20 protein-coding genes and 1 pseudogene are annotated in these 20,508 nt (G+C 67.8%); 8 read left to right on the top strand and 13 right to left on the bottom strand.

Going from position 1 to position 20,508, the window contains the following annotated elements:
• Positions 1–213 precede the first annotated feature (213 nt).
• Positions 214–1,266 carry an alcohol dehydrogenase catalytic domain-containing protein gene (locus OG729_RS01720; protein WP_405803786.1) on the bottom strand — a complete coding sequence of 351 codons (1,053 nt, stop codon included), beginning with the start codon at positions 1,264–1,266 and terminating at the stop codon, positions 214–216.
• 183 nt (positions 1,267–1,449) lie between these two features.
• On the opposite strand from OG729_RS01720, the gene OG729_RS01715 reads away from it, so the two are divergent.
• Complete coding sequence (locus OG729_RS01715) at positions 1,450–2,160, top strand: TetR/AcrR family transcriptional regulator (protein ID WP_405803785.1); 711 nt, start codon at positions 1,450–1,452, stop codon at positions 2,158–2,160.
• Positions 2,161–2,290: 130 nt separating this feature from the next.
• Here the strand turns inward: OG729_RS01715 and OG729_RS01710 are convergent, their stop codons facing one another.
• The 3 genes from OG729_RS01710 to OG729_RS01700 form a co-directional block, all read right to left on the bottom strand.
• Entirely contained in the window at positions 2,291–3,631 is a 1,341-nt protein-coding gene (locus OG729_RS01710) for a hypothetical protein (RefSeq protein WP_405803783.1), read from the bottom strand.
• Positions 3,632–3,932: 301 nt separating this feature from the next.
• Entirely contained in the window at positions 3,933–4,961 is a 1,029-nt protein-coding gene (locus OG729_RS01705) for a TolB family protein (RefSeq protein WP_405803781.1), read from the bottom strand.
• Between the two features lie 100 nt (positions 4,962–5,061).
• A complete protein-coding gene (locus OG729_RS01700) occupies positions 5,062–6,342 on the bottom strand; it encodes an MFS transporter (protein WP_405803780.1) in 1,281 nt (426 codons plus the stop codon).
• A gap of 1,095 nt (positions 6,343–7,437) precedes the next feature.
• Here OG729_RS01700 and OG729_RS01695 point away from each other — a divergent pair.
• Positions 7,438–8,934, top strand: coding sequence for an alkaline phosphatase family protein (locus OG729_RS01695; RefSeq protein ID WP_405803779.1), 1,497 nt, complete (start codon positions 7,438–7,440; stop codon positions 8,932–8,934).
• Between the two features lie 352 nt (positions 8,935–9,286).
• A complete protein-coding gene (locus OG729_RS01690; protein WP_405803778.1) occupies positions 9,287–9,964 on the top strand; it encodes a DNA polymerase beta superfamily protein in 678 nt (225 codons plus the stop codon).
• A gap of 358 nt (positions 9,965–10,322) precedes the next feature.
• Here the strand turns inward: OG729_RS01690 and OG729_RS01685 are convergent, their stop codons facing one another.
• Complete coding sequence (locus OG729_RS01685; RefSeq protein ID WP_405803776.1) at positions 10,323–11,264, bottom strand: GlxA family transcriptional regulator; 942 nt, start codon at positions 11,262–11,264, stop codon at positions 10,323–10,325.
• A 70-nt stretch (positions 11,265–11,334) separates the two neighbouring features.
• Between OG729_RS01685 and OG729_RS01680 the strand changes: the two genes are divergently transcribed.
• Complete coding sequence (locus OG729_RS01680) at positions 11,335–11,967, top strand: HD domain-containing protein (RefSeq protein WP_405803775.1); 633 nt, start codon at positions 11,335–11,337, stop codon at positions 11,965–11,967.
• 305 nt (positions 11,968–12,272) lie between these two features.
• Positions 12,273–12,407 carry a hypothetical protein gene (locus OG729_RS01675; RefSeq protein WP_405803773.1) on the top strand — a complete coding sequence of 45 codons (135 nt, stop codon included), beginning with the start codon at positions 12,273–12,275 and terminating at the stop codon, positions 12,405–12,407.
• A gap of 61 nt (positions 12,408–12,468) precedes the next feature.
• On the opposite strand, the gene OG729_RS01670 is transcribed toward OG729_RS01675, so the two are convergent.
• The 6 genes from OG729_RS01670 to OG729_RS01645 form a co-directional block, all read right to left on the bottom strand.
• Positions 12,469–12,726 (bottom strand): hypothetical protein, encoded by a 258-nt coding sequence (locus OG729_RS01670; protein WP_405803771.1) that lies wholly within the window; start codon positions 12,724–12,726, stop codon positions 12,469–12,471.
• A gap of 335 nt (positions 12,727–13,061) precedes the next feature.
• The gene (locus OG729_RS01665) at positions 13,062–13,784 is read right to left on the bottom strand and encodes a VOC family protein (RefSeq protein WP_405803770.1); all 723 of its coding nucleotides are present in this window, start codon (positions 13,782–13,784) and stop codon (positions 13,062–13,064) included.
• Positions 13,785–13,965: 181 nt separating this feature from the next.
• Positions 13,966–14,583 carry a TOPRIM nucleotidyl transferase/hydrolase domain-containing protein gene (locus OG729_RS01660; RefSeq protein WP_405803769.1) on the bottom strand — a complete coding sequence of 206 codons (618 nt, stop codon included), beginning with the start codon at positions 14,581–14,583 and terminating at the stop codon, positions 13,966–13,968.
• Positions 14,584–15,127: 544 nt separating this feature from the next.
• Positions 15,128–15,700 (bottom strand): hypothetical protein, encoded by a 573-nt coding sequence (locus OG729_RS01655; RefSeq protein WP_405803767.1) that lies wholly within the window; start codon positions 15,698–15,700, stop codon positions 15,128–15,130.
• A gap of 551 nt (positions 15,701–16,251) precedes the next feature.
• The gene (locus OG729_RS01650; protein ID WP_405803766.1) at positions 16,252–16,473 is read right to left on the bottom strand and encodes a hypothetical protein; all 222 of its coding nucleotides are present in this window, start codon (positions 16,471–16,473) and stop codon (positions 16,252–16,254) included.
• An 83-nt stretch (positions 16,474–16,556) separates the two neighbouring features.
• On the bottom strand, positions 16,557–17,189 hold the full coding sequence (locus tag OG729_RS01645) for a TetR/AcrR family transcriptional regulator (RefSeq protein WP_405803765.1): 633 nt from the start codon (positions 17,187–17,189) through the stop codon (positions 16,557–16,559).
• A 53-nt stretch (positions 17,190–17,242) separates the two neighbouring features.
• Between OG729_RS01645 and OG729_RS01640 the strand changes: the two genes are divergently transcribed.
• On the top strand, positions 17,243–18,202 hold the full coding sequence (locus OG729_RS01640) for a GNAT family N-acetyltransferase (protein WP_405803764.1): 960 nt from the start codon (positions 17,243–17,245) through the stop codon (positions 18,200–18,202).
• Positions 18,203–18,343: 141 nt separating this feature from the next.
• Positions 18,344–18,616, top strand: a pseudogene (locus OG729_RS01635) (Tn3 family transposase); the annotation flags it as partial.
• On the opposite strand, the gene OG729_RS01630 reads toward OG729_RS01635, so the two are convergent.
• Positions 18,504–19,154: a hypothetical protein gene (locus OG729_RS01630; RefSeq protein WP_405803763.1), complete on the bottom strand. Its 651-nt coding sequence runs from the start codon at positions 19,152–19,154 to the stop codon at positions 18,504–18,506. The pseudogene OG729_RS01635 and the gene OG729_RS01630 overlap by 113 nt on opposite strands.
• A complete protein-coding gene (locus OG729_RS01625) occupies positions 19,151–19,942 on the bottom strand; it encodes a MerR family transcriptional regulator (protein WP_405803762.1) in 792 nt (263 codons plus the stop codon). Before OG729_RS01625 ends, OG729_RS01630 begins: the two co-directional genes overlap by 4 nt.
• Here OG729_RS01625 and OG729_RS01620 point away from each other — a divergent pair.
• Positions 19,917–20,345, top strand: coding sequence for an ester cyclase (locus OG729_RS01620; RefSeq protein WP_405803761.1), 429 nt, complete (start codon positions 19,917–19,919; stop codon positions 20,343–20,345). The two genes, OG729_RS01625 and OG729_RS01620, sit on opposite strands and share 26 nt — an antisense overlap.
• The last annotated feature ends 163 nt before the right edge of the window (positions 20,346–20,508 follow it).

The raw sequence follows: 20,508 nt of genomic DNA, 5'->3' as shown, positions 1-20,508 counted from the left end.
ATGTGGTCACCACACTAGTCGGGGGTGTAGTTCAGCGCGCCGCAGTTCCAGCAGTCCATTCATCAGGGACTTCGACCAGGTCGCAACAGTCACACTGGTGAGGTTCTTGATGGTATCCAGCGCCTGGCGGGGCGAGGACACTGTCACGGCGCTGCTCGCCGCGGCCGCGCGCCGGCACGGAGGTGCGTGACGCGGCGGCAGCACCAAGGCGGATCAGCGGGCAGGGTCGAGAAGGACCTTGCGGACACCGTCGGCGCGACTGTCGAACAGCTTGTACGCCGCAGGGCCTTCGGAGAGGGCGAAGCGGTGGGAGACCACGACCTCCGGCGTGATCCGTCCGGCATGGGTGAGGGCGATCAGGGCAGGGAGTTCGTAGTGGACCGAGCACATCCCGATGGCGAACTCCAGCTCCTTGACCTGGGCCAGTCCCATGTGGATGGGAAACGCCTTGTTCTGGCTGACCCCAATGACGCTGACCCGTCCAGCCTGCCGGACTGCTTTGAGGGCGAGCTGGATGGTGGCGTCCGAGCCCACAGCCTCCACTACAGCGTCCGGCCCGCGGCCCGCGGTCATCTCCCGTACGGCCGCCCGGGTGTCCTCGCCCTCGACCGGCTCGACGCCCAGGGTGGCGGCGAAGGCCCGGCGCTCCGCGACCAGGTCCGCGCCCAGCACCCGGGCGGCACCCATGGCGAAGGCGGATTGTGCGGCCATGAGGCCGACCGGCCCCAGGCCGATGACCAGGACCGTTTCGCCGGGCTGGATGCGGGCGCGGCGGCAGCCGTACCAGGCCGTGGGGGCGTTGTCCGTGAGGACGACGGCGGCCTCGTCGGAGATGCCTTCGGGCAGGTGGACCAGGTTGACCTCCGCATGGGGCACCGCCAGAGCCTGGGCCTGACTGCCCTGAAGCTGCGGGCTCACTCCATAGCAGAGGTCCGTCGAGGACCGGGCGCGCTCGCACCTGGCGGTGAGCCCGGTCGCGCAGGCTCTGCACAGGGTGCAGCCGGCCGAGGCAGGAACCAGGACCCGGTCGCCTGGCTTGAAGCGGGTGACCTGGTTGCCGGTGTCCACGACCACGCCGACGCACTCGTGTCCCGGGGTGTAGCCCAGCTCCGGGCTGAAGGGGTTGCCGCCGTAGATGTGCAGGTCGCTGCCGCAGATACCGGCCGTGGTGATCTGGACGACCGCGTCGGTGGGGCTGGTTACGGCCGGGTCGGGAACGTCTCCGTAGCGAATGTCGTGGCGGCCGTGGAACGTCAGTGCCTTCACTGGATTCCTCCATCCAAGCGCAGGGTGGCACCGGTGGCGTCGATCCGGTCGAGTGGCCGCTGGAAGTCGGGGTCGGTCTCGAAGGCCAAAGACATGGATGGGCTCCCACGCGCATCAAGGTGCTTGAATTAACATTTAATGCGACCGTATCACTCTGGCGTGATGGCGCTACGATGGGCATCCGTGACAGCACATGAGACGCCCGAACCGGCAACGCCGCCCGGGAGCCGGAAGCCCCGCGACACCCGCGGCACACTCATCCGCGCCGCCGAGCAGCTGTTCGCGGCGAAGGGCGTCGACGGCGTCTCGCTCAGCGAGATCAAACGGGCCGCCGGCCAGCGCAACGCAATGGCCTTGCAGTACCACTTCGGTGACCGGGCGGGTCTGCTGCGGGCCGTACTCGACAAACACACCCCTTCGGTGGACGCCCGCCGGGAGGTGCTGCTGCAGCAGTACGAGGACAGCGGCACCGTCGATCTTCGGTCCCTCGCCGCCGCCCTGGTACTGCCGGCCGCCGCGAAACTCGCCGATCCCGGCGGCGGCCGCGAGTTCCTGCAGATCGTGGCCGAACTGCTCAACCGGCCCGAGCCCCTGGTAGAGCTCGTCGTGCCGAACGAGGGGTCAAGCATCTACGCCTGGCGGCGCCTGGTGGAGCCTCTGCTGCGTCCCGAGTCGACCACGATGCTCCACACCCGCTTCACCGCCCTGCGCTTCTGCCACGCCGAACTCGCCGCCCGTGCCGCCGCCCACCCTCGCAGGGACGACCGGCTGTTCACGAGTCGACTGGTCGACCTGGTCACCGCATTGCTGGCCGCACCCGTGTCCGAGCAGACCGCACGACTGCTGCAAGAGCGAAACCTGAAGGACCGGACCGGTCAGCAGACCTCGGCTTGAGGACGGGCTCGGTCAGGACCTGCGTCCCAGGTCAGTCGCCGCCTACTGCCAAAGAATCCCCGGCTCAGGTCACTAGCAGCAGGACGCGTTCGCCGAAATCCGGGCAGGCTACCGGCCGCTGACGGGCGCCTTACGGGCGCCAGTCAGCCTCCAGGTCATGGGAGTCGGTCTTGGTGAGCTTGGTCAGTCCGGTCCCGTCGGCCCGTACCAGGTAGAGGTGTTCGGGGTCCGCGTCGTCGGCACCGCCTCTGGTAAAGACCAGGCGGCTGCCGTCCGGGGACCACGAGGGGTACTTGTCGTTGAGGCGGGCCGCGGTGATGCGGTGCAGTCCGGTGCCGTCGGGGCGGATGAGGTAAAGGTGGGCGAAGCCCGAGGAGTCCACGCGGCTGAAGGCGATCCGGTTGCTGTGCGACCAGTCGGGCGTCCAGTCGTGGGAGCTGGACCCGGTGACCGCCGTCTGGGCCAGGGTGGACAGCCGGATCCGCATCACCCGGCTGTGTCCGCCAGCGTCCGCGCGGTTGAACGCCAGGTACTTGCCGTCCGGGGACCACGTCGGATGGAGGTCGTCCGCCGCGGTGTGGGTGAGCCGGGTGGCGGGGGTGCCGTCGATGTCGGCCACATAGATCTCGCGCTGGGTGCCGACCGGCTTGGCGTAGGCGATCCGCTTGCCGTCCGGGGACCATGCCGGGTCGGAGGCGTCCTTGGTGCCGGGGACGGCCTTCAGGTCGCCGCCTTTGGTCTTCATCGTCCAGATGCCGTCGATGGCGCCAGCGGATCCATAGCGGACGAAGGCCACCCGCTTGCCGTCCGGGGACCAGCTGGGCATCACGTCGCTGACGGTGGAGGTGTGGGTGAGTTTGACGGGCTTGCCGCCACTGGGGGAGATCGCGTAGAGGTCTTCGACGGGTGCTGCCGCGGTGTATCGGGCGAAGACGATCGGGTGGTCTCCCGCCGCCCCCGCGTCTCCTGCGGCGCCCAGGGTCATTGGTACGGCCAAGGCGAGCGCCATGGCGGTCACCGCCGCCGGGTGGCTCCGCGTTGTGCCGTTTCCGCCGGTCCTGCCGATTCTCCGAGCCCCTCCGGCGGTTCTGCCGTTGCCAGTGCGGTGTTGTTGACGCGTCAAGGTGTCCACCCCGATCCCCCTGCAGCCCGCTGCGGGCTGCTCCGGCCGGTAAACATCCCACCCGGCGGGGCCTGGGGGAAGCGGCGGCACCTGGCGGTACCAGCCCTGTGACAGGTTCCGTACATCGCTGTCGCATGACCAGGCGCGGTTCGGTGAACTCGCCTTCGAGCGTGTACTCCAGCAGCCCTTGGTCAGCTGCTGCAGCAGTCCGCCCTCGCTGGTCAGCTGCAGGCCCTCGGCCTGGGCCCGTGTAACCAGCTCGTCGATCAGTCGGTCGTCCACTGACTGCGACGACATCGGATCAACTGCCTTCGCAGTCTTCGGCTTGGTCACGTCATCACTGGTCATCGATGCATCCGCCATGATCGCGGGAGTTACACCGAACGACTTGCAGTCCAGCCGAGTTCAAATCACCACTTACCGGGACTCTCGCAGAAAGCCCCGGCGTTCACGCCGGGGATGAATGCATCTCAGGACTGCTCTGACCTGCACCTAGAGCGGGCGATTTTGCTGTTCGATAGCGGCTGTGGCTGGCGCGGTAGCCGTGCCGTGGTGCACGACCTGGTGCGCCCGCCGTCAGGAACCCGTAGCGGTCCGGTGAATCGGGGCTGGCCCGGATGCCGGGCGGTGGACAGGTGGTTTCAGGCGGTCAACCGATGAAAGCCGGTGCCAAGGCCGCGCTCGCCAGCTGTATTGGTGCCCCGCTGCCATCGGCGGGCACGGTCCATAGGTCCGTCTCGAATTTCCCGGGCCTGGCATAGACGAGGGTTGTGTCGGCGGCCCACACCGCCTGGTCGTCGATGTTGCTGTGTTCGGCCGTTGCGGTCTCGGTCATGGTCCGCAGGTCCAGCACGTACAGCCGCCAGGGTGAGTCGGCCGGGAGGCCGGGCACCCGCTTCTTGTAGGCGATCCGGGTGCCGTCCGGAGAGAGCGAGGGGCATTCCACATTCCTGTGCACAGTAGTCAGCGTGTCCGACGCGATGTCGCCTGCCGCCAGATAGGTCTGCCCGCGGGTGGACACCGTGGCGTAGAAGTGGTCATCGTCGGCGAAGGTCACGCCCCAGACGTTCACATCGAGGGATCGGTACCCATGACCGTCCACCTCCAGGTCGTACTCCTCCAGGGTGTCCTGCAGCTTCCACGTGCGGGTGTCCAGGATGGATGTGCGCGTGGAGAAGGCGGTGCCGCCGTAGGAGTCCCCCTTGACGAAGACCGTCCATGCGACGAGGTGCCCTGACGGCGAGACCCGGGCCCGGCTGGGGATCCCTGCCAGTGGGTAGCTGCGCCGTTCGCTCAGCCGCTCGTCGAGGACCACCGCTCGGTAGCTGTTCCGCAGTGGCCCTTGCACGCTTTGCAGGCAGATCCCGATGCCGCCCGCGGCGAAGAAGCGCAGGCACTTCACCCCTGACGTGGCGCGCTGTGCGTCGGGCCGTTCGGCAGGCACCGAGGCGAGTTCGTCGCGGTGTGGGCCGTAGGCCGTATTGCGGAAGATCATGCGCCGTCCCGCGCCCGCAGGCGCGGCCAGCGACACCCGGCCGTCCGCGACTGCCGGTCCGCCCGGCTGCGGACGACCGCGGCGGTCGGCCCGTTCGGCGGCATGGTGCACGGCGAAGGCGGCGATCGAACCCAGCACGAGAACGGCGGTGAGCAAAGTGAGAAAGCGGCTCTTGCGGGTCATCAGGCACTGCCTTTCCGATGGGGCCGAACCGGCCATTCGCAGGGTTGGCTCACCCAGGGGCGTCGGGTGCGCGAGAAGCCAGGGCGGCTCGGAAACGGCGTCACGAAGCGCTCTCCGTCGTCACCCGGCTGCCGGTGAGGCGCAGTACGACCATCGCGGCCGCCGTGCACACAGCGAGCGCACCCGTGGCGATGGCAAGTGCGATGCCGGTGCCCCAGGCGGACCAGAGGGCACCGAAAACGAGTGAGCCGGTGAAGCGGGCCAGTGCCTGGCCCGTACCGACCAGGGCGAGTCCCGTGCCGCGCTGGGCCGGAGGGAGGGTGTCGGCCGCGGCCGCGGCCAGCACCCCGTCCGTGGCGGCATAAAACGCCCCGTGCAACACGAGCACCGGCAGGACCCCAGTCCAACCGTCTGAGAGCGGCACCAGCAGCAATCCGTACCCGACGAGCAGCAGGAGATGGCCAATGGGAAAGAGCCGACGTCGGCCGATCCGGTCGGCGGCCGCGCCCAGCGGCACGGCGAGCACCAGAAATGCTGCGGCAGTGCCCAGCGGCAGCAGGGGCAGGAGATGCCCGGGAAGACCGAGTCGGCGCTGGATCAGCAAGTACAGGAAGGAGTCACTGACTGTGGTCAGCCCCAGCAGTACCGCGCAGCCGGTCAGGCGCCGCAGTCCACGCAAGCGCAGCAGCCCCAACGCGGCCCGCCATCCGCGCTCTTGCCCCGACGGCCGGGCAGTACCGGGCTCTGTCCCCCGGTGCCCGGGGACGAAGAGCAGCAGGATCAGCACACCCAGTGCGGCAATGCACCCGCTCACCGCGAACACCGCGTCGTAGCCGTCAACCGCCAGGCGCAGCAGGGCGAAGGCGATCAGGGGTCCGAGCAGCGCCCCGGTGGTGTCCATGGCCCTGTGCACACCGAAGGCCCTGCCCCGCTGCGCGGGCTCGGTGGCCAGCGAGATCATGGCGTCCCGGGGGGCGGTGCGCAGCCCTTTACCGGTGCGGTCCACCGCCAGCACGGCACCGATGAGCGGCCCGGTATGGACGAGCAGGAGCAGTGGCTTGCACAAGGCGGACAGCCCGTATCCCGCGGCGGCTACGGCCTTGTGGCGGTTTCCGCCCCGGTCGCCGAGGTGTCCGCCGAGCAGCCGTACCAGCGCGCCGGCCCCGTTGTAGATCCCGTCCAGGAAGCCGAAGCCGAGCGGGGACAGGCCGAGCCCGGTCACCAGATACAGCGGCATGATGGCGGTGACCATCTCCGACGACACATCGGTGACCAGGCTGACGGCCCCGAGCGCCAGCACGGTGCCGGGCACGGCAGACCGCCGTCCAACGCCGGTGCCGGTGGGCGGTGGAGGAGAACTCCGACTGTCAGAGAGGTACAACGGCATCACTTTCTGGCGCGGGCCGTCCGTTGGTCAATCAGCGTGATGTGCGGGAACCGCTGTGTCGAGCCCCTGGAGTCAGAGACTGCCGCGGTTCCGACCAGCTGGGCCGGAGCGAAGACGATGGCATCACCTCTCCTGCAGCACGCCCGGAAAGCCTCATGGGTGGAGTAGGCGTGTGCAATGGAAGGCCCGGACGCAGGGTGCCTCTCTGCGACGCCGTTGAATGGAACGGAAATTGAACGGGAGAGAAAATGGATGGAACGGAACGCGTGGAGCGAGCCGGCGGATTCGGAGGAAGGATCCCATCCTGAGCCTCGCAGCGTCCGACGAACGGGCGTTGTCCGACCAAGCGGGGACAGGCAACTCATGCCGCGAGCCCCGGGACCGGTCCCTGGTGGTGGCGGTATGACAGCCCCGCTCCGGCGCCAGTCTGCTGCGACGAACGCCTCCGAGGCGATGACCTTGACGTCGGCGGAGCGGCGGCGTTCGGTGGGCCTGCGGCCACAGGAGCGATCCTGGCGACACCCATCGCCCGACGAGAACGGCGCCCGCACAGCCGCCCTTTCGGGCAGAACGATCAGCAGCCGTGCACCGTGTGGGGTGCGCGCGGTTGCCATCGCACCAGATCAACTCGGTAAAGACACGCCTAACATTTGGTTGCGCTATACGAATTCGAGCGCACCCATTGAAACAGCCTGAGCCGGGGAATAGAGTACGGCCGACCGATACCCAGGTTGGCAGTTGCGTTGCGGCGGAAACCGCCACATTCGCGTAATCTGCCTCGACGCCGCCAGCACGCCATCCCCGAACTGGCTACCCCTGCACTGGTGATAGACGCGCGACGTGCCCGCAATCGAGGGCAGGCCGCGCCCCCCAAGGCCCCTGGTGAGCCAACCACCCTGGGGCCACATCCCCCCATTTGTCATGCACGCGGCCCCCACGAGGAGTGGAGACATGGCTGGCTCCCGTAGACGCAGACCGTTCAGGCTTCTGTGTTGGTTGATCACGCCGATGGCGTTGCTCGTAGCGTTCGTTGCTGTCCCTTCAGCTTCGGCCGCTACGGACACGATCACCCTTGACAAGACGACATACATGCAAGGGAACACGATCAACGTCACGTACACCACCACAGCCAACAACAACAACTGGGTGGGCATCTACAAGGCGGGTGACACACCCGGATCGGACACCGCGATCAAGTGGGCCTATGCCAACAGTTCCTCGGGGACGCTGACCTTCGCCGCCAGCGGTGCCCCGGGCACGACCGAGGGGGACAGCAACCAGGCAGCAGGCACCACCCTGATTCCGGGGGAGTATGTGGCCTACCTCCTGTGGAACAACGGCTACTCCCAACTGGCGAACCGCCACTTCTGGGTAGGGCCTACGCTGAGCCTGGACAAGTCCAGCTACGCGGCCGGGGAAACCATCACAGCCAAGTACAGCGTGCCGGACCAGTGGGGACCCAAGAACAACTGGATCGGCATCTACAAGGAGAACGACACGCCCGGATCAGGTAGTTCCGTCGCATGGAAATATGCGACCGGCGCCTCGGGGACGGTGACCCTCTCTACGAGCGGCCTGGCGTCCGGGGGCTATGTGGCCTACTACCTGTACAACGACGGATACAACACCGACCTGGCCACCGACCCCAAGCTCGGCGATCTGTACAGCGTACCGGTGCACTTCTATGTCGGTTCGCCTCCCTCAACGGCGGGCACGGTTCCGGCGCTGGACCACGTCTTCATGGTCATGATGGAGAACAAGGCACCCAGCGACATCTTCGGCACGAGCAACAACAAGCCCAACTGCGCCTCTCCCAGCACGGCGCCCGCGCCCTACCTGTCCCAGCTCGCCTGCGGCAACATCACGCTCACGAACTCGCACGGCCTCATGCACCCGAGCGACCCCAACTACGTCGCACTGGCCGCCGCCCAAGTGGGCATCCAGGGCAACAACTTCTCCTACGTGCACAGCGTCGGAGGCACCAACACGAAGCACCTCGGCTCGATCACCGAGGATGCGGGCAAGACATGGAAGGGCTACATCGAGGGCACGAGCAGCAGCTGCGACCTTACGGCCAACGGCCCGTATGACCCCGATGACCTGCCGTTCCTCTACTTCAAGGGCGTGGGGAACGACACCACGTACTGCCAGAACCATCTGAAGCCGATCTCGCAGTTCTGGACCGACCTCCGGAGCACGTCGACCACGCCCAATTACGTGTGGTTCGTACCCAACAGCAACAACACCATGCACAACAACTGCAGCCCCAACATCCAGACATGCGTGAGCGCCGGTGACAACTGGATGAAGAACAACCTGCCGACGCTCCTGAACTCCCCCGCGTTCAAGACACAGAAGTCGCTGCTGATCATCACTTGGGACGAGGACAGGTACTGGACATCCGCCAACCCCATTCCCACGATCATCGTCGGCTCCCCGAACCTGCTGAAGGCGGCCGGATCGACGTCGAACACCTACTACAACCACTACAACGTGACCCGGACGATCGAGGAGGCACTCGGCCTGACCCGCATGACCTCCAACGACACGAACGCCATCCCGATCTACGACATCTGGGCCTCGTAACCGGGCGGCGTCTCACCACGTCCTGGTGAAACTCCCCACCCGCGGCACCGACATCGACACCATGCTCGATGCCGGTGCCGTGGGCATGTCCGCCCAACGGCCCTGAGTGCACTTGTCGAGGAGCCGGTCCATCTGTGCCGAGTGCAAACGCGGCATCGAGTCGGCGAGCTGGGCCATTCCTCGGCGGGAGTGCCCGGCGCCCGGGGATGATCGGCGTCCGTGCGGTGGTCATGGACCTACGTGCTGTCGCGGGTCGCTGAAGTTGGCCGCGCCGAAATCCCGTGGAGTCGTGCTGGGCTGTTGCCGTAGCGTTCGCTCCGCCCGCACTCGTCCTGACCGGAGACACCGCACCATGAACATACTTCTGTCAGGGATAGTCGGTTCCACCGCCTACGGACTGGCCGGGCCGGGATCCGACGTTGACCGGCTCGGTCTGTTCGCTGTGGACACGGCCGCACTCCACGGCCTGCACCGCCCGGCCGAGTCCCACGTCACCACGGCACCGGACCGGACGCTGCATGAGGCAGCGAAGTGGTGCCACCTCGCCCTGCGCGGCAATCCCACTGTCACGGAACTCGTCTGGCTTCCCGAGCACCTCTACGAGGTTCGCACTCCTCTGGGTGACGAACTCATTGAGCTGCGAAGTTCCCTGCTGTCCGCCAAGCGCGTCCGCGACGCCTACCTCGGCTATGCCACCCAGCAGTTCAAGCGGCTGTACGACCGGGGCGACGGATCCATTTCGGCGGACACCCGCAAGCGGACGGCAAAGCATGCTCGGCACCTCATGCGCCTGTGCCACCAGGGTTTCGAGCTGTACGCCACCGGCCGGCTGAACGTCCGCGTCGAGGACCCTGAGGCCTACCACGCCTTCGGCGAGCAGGTCGCGGCTGACACGATGGCGGCGCTTCCCCTCCTGCAGCGCTTCGAGGAGCGGTTCGACGGGACCAAGAGCGTCCTGCCGGACCAGCCGAACGAGGCTCCCGTGGAGGCGTGGCTGCACCGTGTCCGCACCGCGCACTTCGCACCCTGAGCGGCGGGGCCGCGCTGCGGACGGGACCTTGGTCTACCCGCTGAACCGGCTGGAGCGGCTCGGAGTGGCAGCTCACTGCCCGGCCGCCGAGTGGCGGTTGGGGCATGTGCAGCTTGAGCCGCTGTCGGCCGCGGGCGGCGGCCGGTCTCCGGGCCGGGAGAGCACCGTCCCTCGCCACACCGAACACGATCCCTCAGGCGGCGACCTGAAGCCGTTCGTCGACCTCATCGACCAGGTGTCTGTCGGTGTAGCGCGTGCGGCGTATCGGCGTGAGTGCTGTATGTCTCTGAGCGGTCGGGATTCGCGCGGCTCTGCGCTTCTCACAGGTCGGACGCGGTGGCACTGGATCAATCGGGTATCACGCATGAAAGGTGGCTCGGTAGTCCGCGGGGGAGGTGCCGACGTACCGGTGGAAGGCGGCACGGAAGGCCGCGGGGCTGCCCAGGCCGGTGAGGCGGGCGACCTGTTCGACAGGGGTCGTGGTCGTCTCCAGGAGTTCGCGGGCCCAGTCGATGCGGGCAGCGGTCAGCCAGGCCATCGGCGAGGTGTCCGTCTCCTGCTGGAAGCGCCGGATGAACGTCCGGCGGGACAGGTGCGCACGGTGGGCCAGTTCGTCCAGGCTCTGACGGCGAGCGAGGTTGTCGAGCATCCAGGTGCGGATCGGTGCGAGATCCTCACCGCGGGCGGCCGGCCGGAAGCGCTCAACGAACTGCGCTTGGCCGCCGGAGCGCTGGGGCGGGGCGACGAGGGCCCGTGCACGGGCATTGGCGGCCGCGGCGCCGTGGTCCCGCCGGATGATATGCAGGCACAGATCGACGCCCGCGGTCACTCCCGCGGAGGTGAGGACGTCGCCGTCGTCGACGTAGAGCTGGTTGGGCCGGACGTCGATGCGGGGGTAGAGACGTTGCAGTGCGGCGGTTTCCCGCCAGTGGGTCGTTGCGGGGCGCCCGTCCAGCAGGCCGGCGGCCGCCAGCGCGAAGGCACCCGTGCAGATGGACACCATGCGGGCCGCGCGTGCGTGTGCCGAGCGGATCGCCGACAGCGTCGCGGCCGGAAGTGGACTCTCCGGGTTCTCGTAGCCGGGGACCACGATGGTGTCGGCGTCCCGCAGCGCCTCCAGCCCAAAGGCAGTGCCGACGGTGAACCCGCCGCTGCGGACCGGCCCCGCTGACTGATCAGCGCAGACGGTGACCTGGTAGTGCGGGTCCATCCCGAAAGCCTGCACCGGTATGCCGAGGTCGATCGGGAGGACGCCCGGAAGCGCCAGCACCGCTACGCGGTGCCCATCAACGATGGACATGGCACAATCCTAGCGATGCATGGCCCGCGTGCCACTGTCGGGTGGAAGAGGCGATTCGTAGCCTGCGGTCATGGACTTCTCGCTCGACTTGCCGACCGGCCCTTTGGCCGAGGCCATCCTCTCCACCGTGCGCACCTCCGAGACCCCGTCGGTGGCCAACCACAGCATGCGAAGCTTCTTCTTCGCCCAGCTCTTCGCCGCCCACGAAGGATGCCTGCAGGACGCTGCCTACGACCGTGACCTGCTGTTCGCTGCAACCGTCCTGCACGACCTGGGCACCGGCGACCTCGCCGAGGGCGAAGCCCGCTTCGAGGTGGAAGGTGCGGACCTGGCGGCGGACGTACTGCGACGCCACCAGGTCCCCGAGACAGACATCGACCGCGTGTGGGAGGCCATCGCCCTGCACACCTCTCCCGGCATCGCCGAGCGCCGCGGCCTGCTGAGCAACCTCACCCGCGAGGGCGTGGGCATCGACTTCGGACGCAACGCGGAAATCGTCACCCTCTGGGAGAAGCAGATCCACGCCGCCTATCCCCGACTGGCCATGGTCCGCTCCCTCGTCGACGCGATCGTGGAACGAGCCGCCCGGTCGGACGCCGCGGCGCCCCGCTACTCGATCGGCGGGGAGATGCTCCGTGAACGCCGCGCCGATGGCGTGACCAGCATGGAACGCGCCGCCGCCTCATCCCCCTGGGGGGAGTAGCCGCCTTGGTCCTCGGGGAGGACACAGGCCGTACTCAGAACCTGTGCCACCTCTCCTTTATGCAGGTCACAGGGTGACGAAGCCTCGCCCGGGCGGTGTGGAACCTCCGGGGCGAGCGCTTCAGTGCATCCCGCGGAGCTGGCGGCCGGGCGCCGAACCGACGCGGGCACGTCTGCTGGAGTTCCGGAACACTTTCCACGACTGGTCGGGGCGGACGCGGGCTGCATGTTCCTGACCAGGGCTGTCCGTCCGGCTGGGAGATCTGGAAGTCGACGTTCCAGGAGCGGCTTTCGGTGTTCCACTCGATGACGTTGAACGACATCGGCGCGCCGCCCGCGCCGCGCGAGGTGCCGCAGCCGACGGTGGTGATCCGGCGGTACTGCCGGCGCGCCTGCTCGGTGGCGACGTCGTCGATGACGAGGCGCGGCACGTGCCGGTGACCGTGCAGGACGAGGCCGATGTCCCGTCCTGCGCACCATGTCAGGAAGGACTGCGCGTCCGTCATCTCGAGCAGCCGTTTCCGGACCGGCCACGTCCGAGGACCGGTCCCGGGGTCTCGTTCGGCGCGGGATACGGATACGGGTGGTGGTGGACCACCGCGATCCGCAGCTGGCCCCGGAGCTGGGCGTCGAGGTTCTCGGTATCGAACTTCGTGTCCACCTTGAGCAGTTGGTCCTGGCACACGCCGTTCCGGGCCATGTTTCCGGTGCTCGCGGAGTCGAAGCAGAAGAAGGCCGTGCGGGTCTCCGCGTCGTGCACCAGGCCGCGGCTCCAGTCGAGTTCGACCAGTTGGCGCCGACGGCTGCCCAGCCGCCAGAAGCTGTTGCCTAAGATCCCGCACGCGACTACGAACGGCCCTCCAGCACTCCGAGACCCTGATCACCTGGGCGGCCATCACCCTTATGACCCGCCGCATCACCCGCGGAGCCAAGAGCCTCGACCGCCTCCCCGTCACCCCACCCAGGACCCTTCAGACCGCCTGAGACCTGTCACCGAACGTCACCCACACCGGAGGCCAACACGAGCTGAGCTTGGTTCTCCTTCAGTTCGATGACCCAAGCTCGGCGCTCAACGTTTTCAGCAACCTGGTCGCGCTATCGGGGGGGCAGGACACAGAACTCATTGCCGTCGGGATCGGCCATCACCACCCAGCTGACCTCGCCCTGGATGATGTCGATTCGAGTCGCCCCCAGGGAGACGAGACGGTCGACCTCCGATTGCTGATCACCGTCGACAGGTGGAACGAGGTCGAAATGCAGCCGGTTCTTCCCTGCCTTCGGCATCAGCGGCGGACCGCCCCACGTGATCTTCGAACCGCCATGCGGCGAGCGGATCGCAGTCTCCTGGTCCTGGTCCCAGACCAACGGCCAGCCCAGTGCCTCGCTCCAGAAGTACCCGACCTCCTGCGAACCGTCGCACGCAAGCGCTCCGATGAATCCGCAGTCGGCAAGGAAGTTGTTGCCCGGCTCGATGATGCAGAACTCATTGCCCTCAGGGTCGGCGAGCACCACATGACCCTCCTCCGGGCGTTGACCGATGTCGATGTGCCGGGCGCCGAGTCCCAGCGACGTCGCCACCGTCTTCTGCTGGTCCTCGAGGGACGTGCTCGTCAGATCGAAGTGCATCAGGTTCTGGCCCGCCTTCTGCTCCCGGGTCGGGAGAAACCGGATCCGGAACCCGGTGTCATCGCTCGGCAGGAGGGCGATGCCGTCGTGGGAGTCGTCAGCCATCTCCCAGCCCAGGACGCCGGCCCAGAAGCGCGCGAGACGGAGCGGGTCGTTCGCGTCGAAGCACAGCGCGTGGAGGTGAGAAGTCATCCCTCGGCATCTCCGATCTGCTGACCCGCTGCCCAACCCTTCGATCGGGTAGGGCAGTCCACCAGCAAGAAGGCTTTCATCCGGTCGTGGCTGGAGCTTGCCCATACGGCGCCACCCGGTCAACTCATTAACGACCCGCGCTCAGCCACCGTCATCACAACAACCCTCCTCGTCCACCAAGTCACAAGCTCTTGAGGAGGTCGTCGAGCGGGGTCGGTACCTGTTCGGGGTCGAGGGCCTCGACGAGGAGGCGGCCGTAGCGGATCTTGCGGCCTTTCTTCGTGCCGAGGAAGCGCCGCAACTGCTGCTGCCGGGGGCGACCCTGGTGTGCGGGCTGGCGCTGGAAGGTCTGCCAGGCACGGAAGTCGCCCTCGGCACCGACGACCTCCTCGACCCTTGCCGTGCCCAGCGCGCGGATGAGCTCGTCCTCCAGGTCCGACGCGCACACGAAGATGTCCCGGTGCTGCGCCCGTGCCCGCTTCAGGCCGCGCTCGTAGAAGCGATGCTCGCCCTCGTCGCACAGTCCTGCCAGGCGCAGGCCTAGGCCGGGCTGCCCGAGGAGGCCGGCGTAGCGGCCAACGTTCATCGCCCCGCCCATCGGCACCACGCACACCCCCTCGGCGGCCAGGTCCCGGCCACGCCGGGCGGCCCGTCTCTCAACGGCCGCGAGGTCACTCAGCCCTTCCAGCAGCACCGCAGTGCGCACCCCCAGCCGCAAAGCCAGATCACTCGCCGGCCCGCCGGGACCGCCGGCCGCCCAGCCACTGACCTCGTCCCGGAACGCCCGCATCTCCGCCATGGGGCGAGTCTGCACCTCCGCCGACGCCACGGCACGGCAATTTTCGACGGCCCCGCTCGACATGACCGGCCCCCTCGTCACCTGGGCAGCCATCACCCTGAAAATCCGCACTCGAGGAAGCACTCCAAGCAATCTGGGTCACGGGGCCCGGGGCAGCTGAGCCCGGACTTGCCCTTTCCAGCGGCGAGCCTATGACCCGAGCGCAGGCCGAGGCCCTGGCCATCGACCTCACCCGCAAGTCCACAACGGCCGAAGGCGTCTTCTGCACCTACCAGCCGGTCGTGAACGGCGATGCATGCCCCTGGAACCTCGACTGCCGCAACTGCGACAAGTTCGTCCTCTCCGGCGCCGACCTTGTCTCCTGGCACCGCAAGCGCGAGCAGTGGCGCATGTTTTGCCGAACGCGCCACCGAACCTGTCACCAGGGACTTCCTCCACGACTACTTCGAGCCCACCGCCCGCGCGATCGACGACCTGGAGAAGGCACTTCAGGCGGTCGGGCTCCTCGAGGAGTTCTTACACTCGACCTTCGCCGGCCACAGGACTACTTCGGCCGCGTCTGGGCCACCGCCTTCGGCGCCAGTGAACTCGCCTGCCACGAGGCCGAGTTCGACAGGCCTGGCCAGGCGACCTGTCGGCTGATTTGCCTAAGGAAGTCCTGGATGGATTCTGCGGCGACCTCGAAATAGTCGAACCATGAGGCCGTGGTCGACCTCCAGACTCGTCCGCTGCCTGCCACTGCGAACAGATGGCCACCACCATCACTGGCAAACACGATGGCCGGAGGCTCGTCGTCTATCTGGACAGATCCGTACTCGCGGAAGTGCTCGGCAACGGTCGAGGCAGGGTGGACGAAGTATCCGTGCTCGACATCAGGCATGGAGACTTCGGAAATCACCCAGTAAAGGGTGGTCAGGTCGGAGGGGATCGGCGTCAGGTCCACGAGTGCGTCCGTCGCCTCATGGCTCTCGTCCGTGGCGAGGAGCACGGTGTTCTCGCCAGGCGGGAAACCATGCGTCTTCAAGAACGACGACATCAAAGCCCCGAGCTCTGCAGAAGTCTGCTCGCACCAGCCTCGCACCCACTCTGAGTCGAGCCGCTCACCAGGCACGTTCATCCTCCTCGGCATACCCCCAGCTCGGCCTCCGCGAGCCTCCAAGAACATATCGAAGGACACGTCACGGGCATGTCCGCGAGGCATCGACACAGCTCATAGCCCATCCGGTCAGCTCGACGATCGGTAAAATTCGAAGACAGCCATGGCGCCTGCGCGCGCACGATCTTCCACAGCGGGCTGCTCCTGGTCCGTGGCACCATCCAGCGCCGCGGCGGCCGCAACACGGTCACCGGCTCCATCGTCTGGGGCCTCGATGCCCTCGCTGCCGCCCTCCGCGACCACGGCCCCGAAGCCGTACACCGCCTCCGCGGCCCCGACGTCACCCCCACACCAGCAACGCCAGCAGCCAGGGGCGATGCGCCGCGGCGCACCATCGCGCAGGAGACCGGAGTTTCGCTTCACCCCTGGGCCGACCTGCAGCCGGCCGGGCAGCGCTACGCCGACCTCAAAGCCCTCGGCTACACCAGTCCAGGAAGCGCGGGGTGAGCGTCATGAACGATGTTGGTAAGTCCGGCTATTGGAAGTTGCGGAACGCCTTCTCGCCGCGTGCGTCAGTGACTGCGCCGGGCGTACATGATGACGACCATCCCGGCGAGGCAGACCAGGGCGCCCGTCACATCGAAGCGGGCAGCTCCGGAGCGGTAGTGAAGTCGGTTGTCGATGGGTTTGGGAGGCGCCCCGATCGACGGACGGGTGATGTTGATGAGTTTGGGAGGCACCAGCTCTCCTGCCGGGGCAGCATCGGGTTGCTCATGGTGAAAGGTGATGGTCATGCCGCAGATGTGCCGGCACGCGCGTCACGCAGATCGAGGCAGCCCCAGCACAGGCATGACGCTCCGGGGGGGGGCGCTCTGCCCTACTGGTCAGGGACCGGCCTGCCGGCACCGGCATCAGGCTGGGTCAGCGCGATCGAAGCGAGGAAGGCATCGAGCATGGCGATCTGTACATCCTCGGGGAACCGGCCGGGGTCGAAGAGGGCTTGGACGACGAGTCCGTGGGTGAACGCGACAGCGGTGGCGGCGAGTTGCTCCGGGTCGGCGGTTGCGGGGAGCTCGCCCAGGCTGCAGGCGGCTTCGAAATGCGGGCGGATCGCTGAGCGCAGCCGGGTATAGCGGTCGGCCTGGTCCGTGGCCAGCCCGTCGTCGGCGAGGGCCAGGTCCCAGGAGCTGACCCAGATGCGGTTGCGGGCGGTGTCGTCCGCAGTCAGCGGCAGGATGTCCAGCAGCATGGCTCGCACGGTGGCAAGGCCCTCGGTGGGACGTTCGCGGCGGGGACGTTCCGCGGTGCGCTTCTCCAGCAGGTCCAGGGCATGCGCGATCAAGGCCCGCTTGGTCGGGAAGTAGTGCATGAGCATCCCGGTCGAGACGCTCATCGCGGCGGCGACGGCACGCAGGGTCAGCCCGCTGAACCCCTTGTCGGCGAGAACTTGCCAGACCGCTTGGGACACGTCCTTGCGGCGGGCTTCACGATCTCCAGGTGCGGGCGGCATGCTGCTACCTTACGTGCCGAACGCTCGTTACGTACCCGAGGATTGAGGTATCCGTGTTCGCACTGCCGGTCGGTGACAACGCTCAGCTCCGCCCCCTGGAGCCCTGGCACGCACAGGAGTTCCTCGCTCATATCGACCGCGCCCGCCCCAACGTGGACCCTTGGATACCCTGGGCGACGCTCAGCACCGACCTCGCCTCCGCCACGGCCGTCCTCCAGCACTACGCCGACAACCAGGCCAAGGACACCGCCCGGATCTATGGGATCTGGCTGGACGGCACGCTCGTCGGCGGCGTCATGTTCACGAAGTTCGACGCCACCTCCGGAGTGTGCGAAATCGGCTGCTGGCTGGAGGCGGCCGGGGAAGGCCGAGGGCTGGTGACCCGGGCATGCCGGGCGTTGATCGACTGGGCTTTCAAGGAACGCGGGATGAGCAGGGTCGAATGGTGGGCCACGGCTGGCAACACCCGCAGTATCAAAGCCGCGCGCCGGCTCGGGATGACCCGCGATGGTGTGCTGCGGCAGCGCTCTGCGTACCGGGGCGTGCGGCACGACAGCGAGATCTGGTCGGCCCTCTCCGAAGAGTGGCCACCCGTGGGAGGAGTACCGCTGTCCGACGTCAAGGCCGAACTCGACCAGCTGATGCGCGCTTTCCTCGGTGCGTTCACCAACACCGGCGGCAGCCGGCCGAACGTCAACGTTGTCCGTGAGGTGTTCATCCCACAAGGAATGATTATCAGCAACGTCGGGGACGAGCCCGTGATCTACGACCTCGACGCGTTCGTCGAGCCCCGGGAGAAGATCCTCACCGATGGGACGCTGACGGAATTCTCCGAATGGGAAGTCGCCGAGCGGACCGAAATATTCGAGTCGATCGCGCACCGGTTCAGCGAATACCGCAAGTCCGGTTTCCTCGACGGCGAGCGGTTCGAAGGCTCCGGCCGCAAGACCACCCAGTTCGTCCGGACGCCTGCCGGCTGGAGGATGAGCTCGATGGCCTGGGAGGACGTGTAGGAGGCTCCCCAACCCAGCAATGGTATGCGCAGCGAACGGCCGAAGGTACGCGGAAGCTGAGCGACAGTAGGACGATTCGCGCCATAGAGCGACGTTCCGATCGTCGGCACACGGGAGGGGCCGCCCGCGCGCACTACGGGAGGATCGCCAAGCCAGATCGGCGCGCTCGGCCTGGTGCTGAACGCGCTGGTGCTGTTCAACACCCGGTACATGGACACCGCCGTCACCCGGCTCCGCGCCGACGGCTTCGACGTCCGCGACGAGGACATCGCCCGCCTCTCGCCGTTCGTCCGCCACCACATCAACATGCTCGGCCGGTACTCCTTCCGGCTCCCGACCTGCCCGGCGGCACGTCGACATGGGCTGCCTGCCGGACGCGCAGGACACCCGCGGCTAGGACGTGCGGCCGGGTGACAGCGGCCGCGTGCATGCCGAGGACGAACAGGACGGTGTAAACGTCGACGACCAGAAAGACGGCGTGGATGACGGGCCAGTCGGCGAGCAGGTACGACAGGGCGACCGTCTCGGCCACGCACACGAACGTGAAGCCGTACATCATGGCGGCCTGGTCGCGGGCATGGGGGAAGACTGCGTCGGCCTCGCCGACACCGTGCGGACGGCGTGCGGCCCACCGGACCAGGCTCGCCATGATCCGCGCCTCGTGCGCCACGTACCGCGCCACGCGCTCGGGTACGAGCTGCGCGAGCGCCTGGCGCCAGGACAGTCCGAGCCGCCGTAGCCGCAGCCAGACGTACGCCTCGGCGCCGAGGAGTACCAGCAGGAGCAGCTTGCCACCGAGCAGAACGGTGTCGGGCACCGGAACCCCGCTGATCAGGCAGACGGCCAGCACGAGCTGGGCGGGCACCGCGATGGCGCGCAGCTTCCGCAGGGCCGGCCCGCGCGCGGGGGCTTCGGGCGGGGGCAGGGGCGCCCGGATCTCCGACGTCCTCATGATTGTTCTTCCTGTCGTTGCTTCACGAGTTCGATTGCACCGCGCACTGCTGCCGATTGGGCCGGTGCCAGGTCTGCGAAGATGACGTCTGTCAAAGCGCCGCCGGCCTTGTCGGAGAAATGCACGACTAGGTCGTCGGGCAGCAGGTCCGCCAGCGCGGCGGCGGCACGGGCCACCCGGGGGCCGTCCGGCTCCTTACCGGCAAGGGCGTCCAGGAGGCCGTACACCTCGCCCGCGTGCTCCTCCATCCCCTGCAGCGTCTCCATCAGCCGGACCCGCTCCGCCTCGGGGACCACGGTGTCAAGGAGGGCCAGGACCTCCCGGTCCGTCATGGCCATTGGGGAGTCCGGCATCTCGCTGAGGCCCGCCAGCAGCCTGGTGAGCTGCGGCGACAGTGGCCCTTCGGCGGCCAGCCGCCCACCCCGCGCCTCGGCCAGCAGCGCGGCGAGCCGCTGGCGTCTCTCCCGGATGACCGCTTCCTGCCGTCCGAGGTCTTCGTCCAGCTCCTGTAGGACTTCCACCAGCTCGCGGCCCTCGTCGTCCGCGAGGACGTCGCGCACCTCGTCGAGGCCGAGGCCGAGCTCGGTCAGGCGCCGGATTCGGGCGAGCAGGACGGCGTCCCGGATGCCGTACTCGCGGTAGCCGTTGCTCCGCCGTACGGGTTCGGGCAGCAGCCCGAGATGGTGGTAGTGCCGCACGGCCCGAGGGGTGACCCCGATGAGGGCGGCGAGCTCGCGGCGCCATCCCGGAAAGGACACCGAGATGACCACCACCGCCGAGAAGAACATGGCCCTGCTGCGCGCGGCATACCAGTCGCTGGAGAGCGGTGACCTCGACGCGTGCGTAGAGCTGTTGACGGATGACTTCATCGCCAACGTCCCCGGCCTGCCCGACCCGCTGCACGGCCGGGAGGTCTGGCGGCAGGGCGCGCAGGCCATGCTGGAGGCCTTCCCAGACCTGAAGATCGATGTTCAGGACATGTTCGGCACGGGCGACAGGGTGACGGTGCTGGTCCACTTCCACGGCACTCACCAGGGCGAGTTCCAGCAGTTCGCGGCAACGGGCCGGCAGGTCGCCTACCGGAGCATCGAGGTCTACCGAATCGAGGGGGACCAGATCGCCGAGGAGTGGGTCGCCCCGGACATGCTCAGTCTCATGCAGCAGATCGCGCCCGCCCCCGCCGGCCACTAACCCAGGCCCGATCTACCCACTGCGCGCCAGGGAACTGGCACATGGGCCGACTGCAGCTGTTGCTCTGGCTCTTCCGCGGCCTGACCTGACCGACCGCCCATAGAACCGCGAGACGCCCCCTCGGCAGCTGCACGACGGTGGGCACCGCTTCCCCTTTGCCGCA

The organism is Streptomyces sp. NBC_00210, assembly GCF_045160975.1.
Classification (GTDB): domain Bacteria; phylum Actinomycetota; class Actinomycetes; order Streptomycetales; family Streptomycetaceae; genus Streptomyces.
The sequence above is the reverse complement of the archived record's forward strand: the minus strand, read 5'-3'. Positions and strand labels throughout refer to the sequence as shown.

Bases quoted from the DNA above. Each gene is read 5' to 3' on its own strand.
- OG729_RS01710 (WP_405803783.1), bottom strand. From the start codon at position 3,631: ATGACCAGTGATGACGTGACCAAGCCGAAGACTGCGAAGGCAGTTGAT.
- OG729_RS01705 (WP_405803781.1), bottom strand. From the start codon at position 4,961: ATGACCCGCAAGAGCCGCTTTCTCACTTTGCTCACCGCCGTTCTCGTG.
- OG729_RS01695 (WP_405803779.1), top strand. From the start codon at position 7,438: ATGCAAGGGAACACGATCAACGTCACGTACACCACCACAGCCAACAAC.
- OG729_RS01690 (WP_405803778.1), top strand. From the start codon at position 9,287: ATGAACATACTTCTGTCAGGGATAGTCGGTTCCACCGCCTACGGACTG.
- OG729_RS01685 (WP_405803776.1), bottom strand. From the start codon at position 11,264: ATGTCCATCGTTGATGGGCACCGCGTAGCGGTGCTGGCGCTTCCGGGC.
- OG729_RS01680 (WP_405803775.1), top strand. From the start codon at position 11,335: ATGGACTTCTCGCTCGACTTGCCGACCGGCCCTTTGGCCGAGGCCATC.
- OG729_RS01675 (WP_405803773.1), top strand. From the start codon at position 12,273: ATGACGTTGAACGACATCGGCGCGCCGCCCGCGCCGCGCGAGGTGCCG.
- OG729_RS01665 (WP_405803770.1), bottom strand. From the start codon at position 13,784: ATGACTTCTCACCTCCACGCGCTGTGCTTCGACGCGAACGACCCGCTC.
- OG729_RS01660 (WP_405803769.1), bottom strand. From the start codon at position 14,583: ATGGCGGAGATGCGGGCGTTCCGGGACGAGGTCAGTGGCTGGGCGGCC.
- OG729_RS01655 (WP_405803767.1), bottom strand. From the start codon at position 15,700: ATGAACGTGCCTGGTGAGCGGCTCGACTCAGAGTGGGTGCGAGGCTGG.
- OG729_RS01650 (WP_405803766.1), bottom strand. From the start codon at position 16,473: ATGACCATCACCTTTCACCATGAGCAACCCGATGCTGCCCCGGCAGGA.
- OG729_RS01645 (WP_405803765.1), bottom strand. From the start codon at position 17,189: ATGCCGCCCGCACCTGGAGATCGTGAAGCCCGCCGCAAGGACGTGTCC.
- OG729_RS01630 (WP_405803763.1), bottom strand. From the start codon at position 19,154: ATGAGGACGTCGGAGATCCGGGCGCCCCTGCCCCCGCCCGAAGCCCCC.
- OG729_RS01620 (WP_405803761.1), top strand. From the start codon at position 19,917: ATGACCACCACCGCCGAGAAGAACATGGCCCTGCTGCGCGCGGCATAC.
- OG729_RS01625 (WP_405803762.1), bottom strand. From the start codon at position 19,942: ATGTTCTTCTCGGCGGTGGTGGTCATCTCGGTGTCCTTTCCGGGATGG.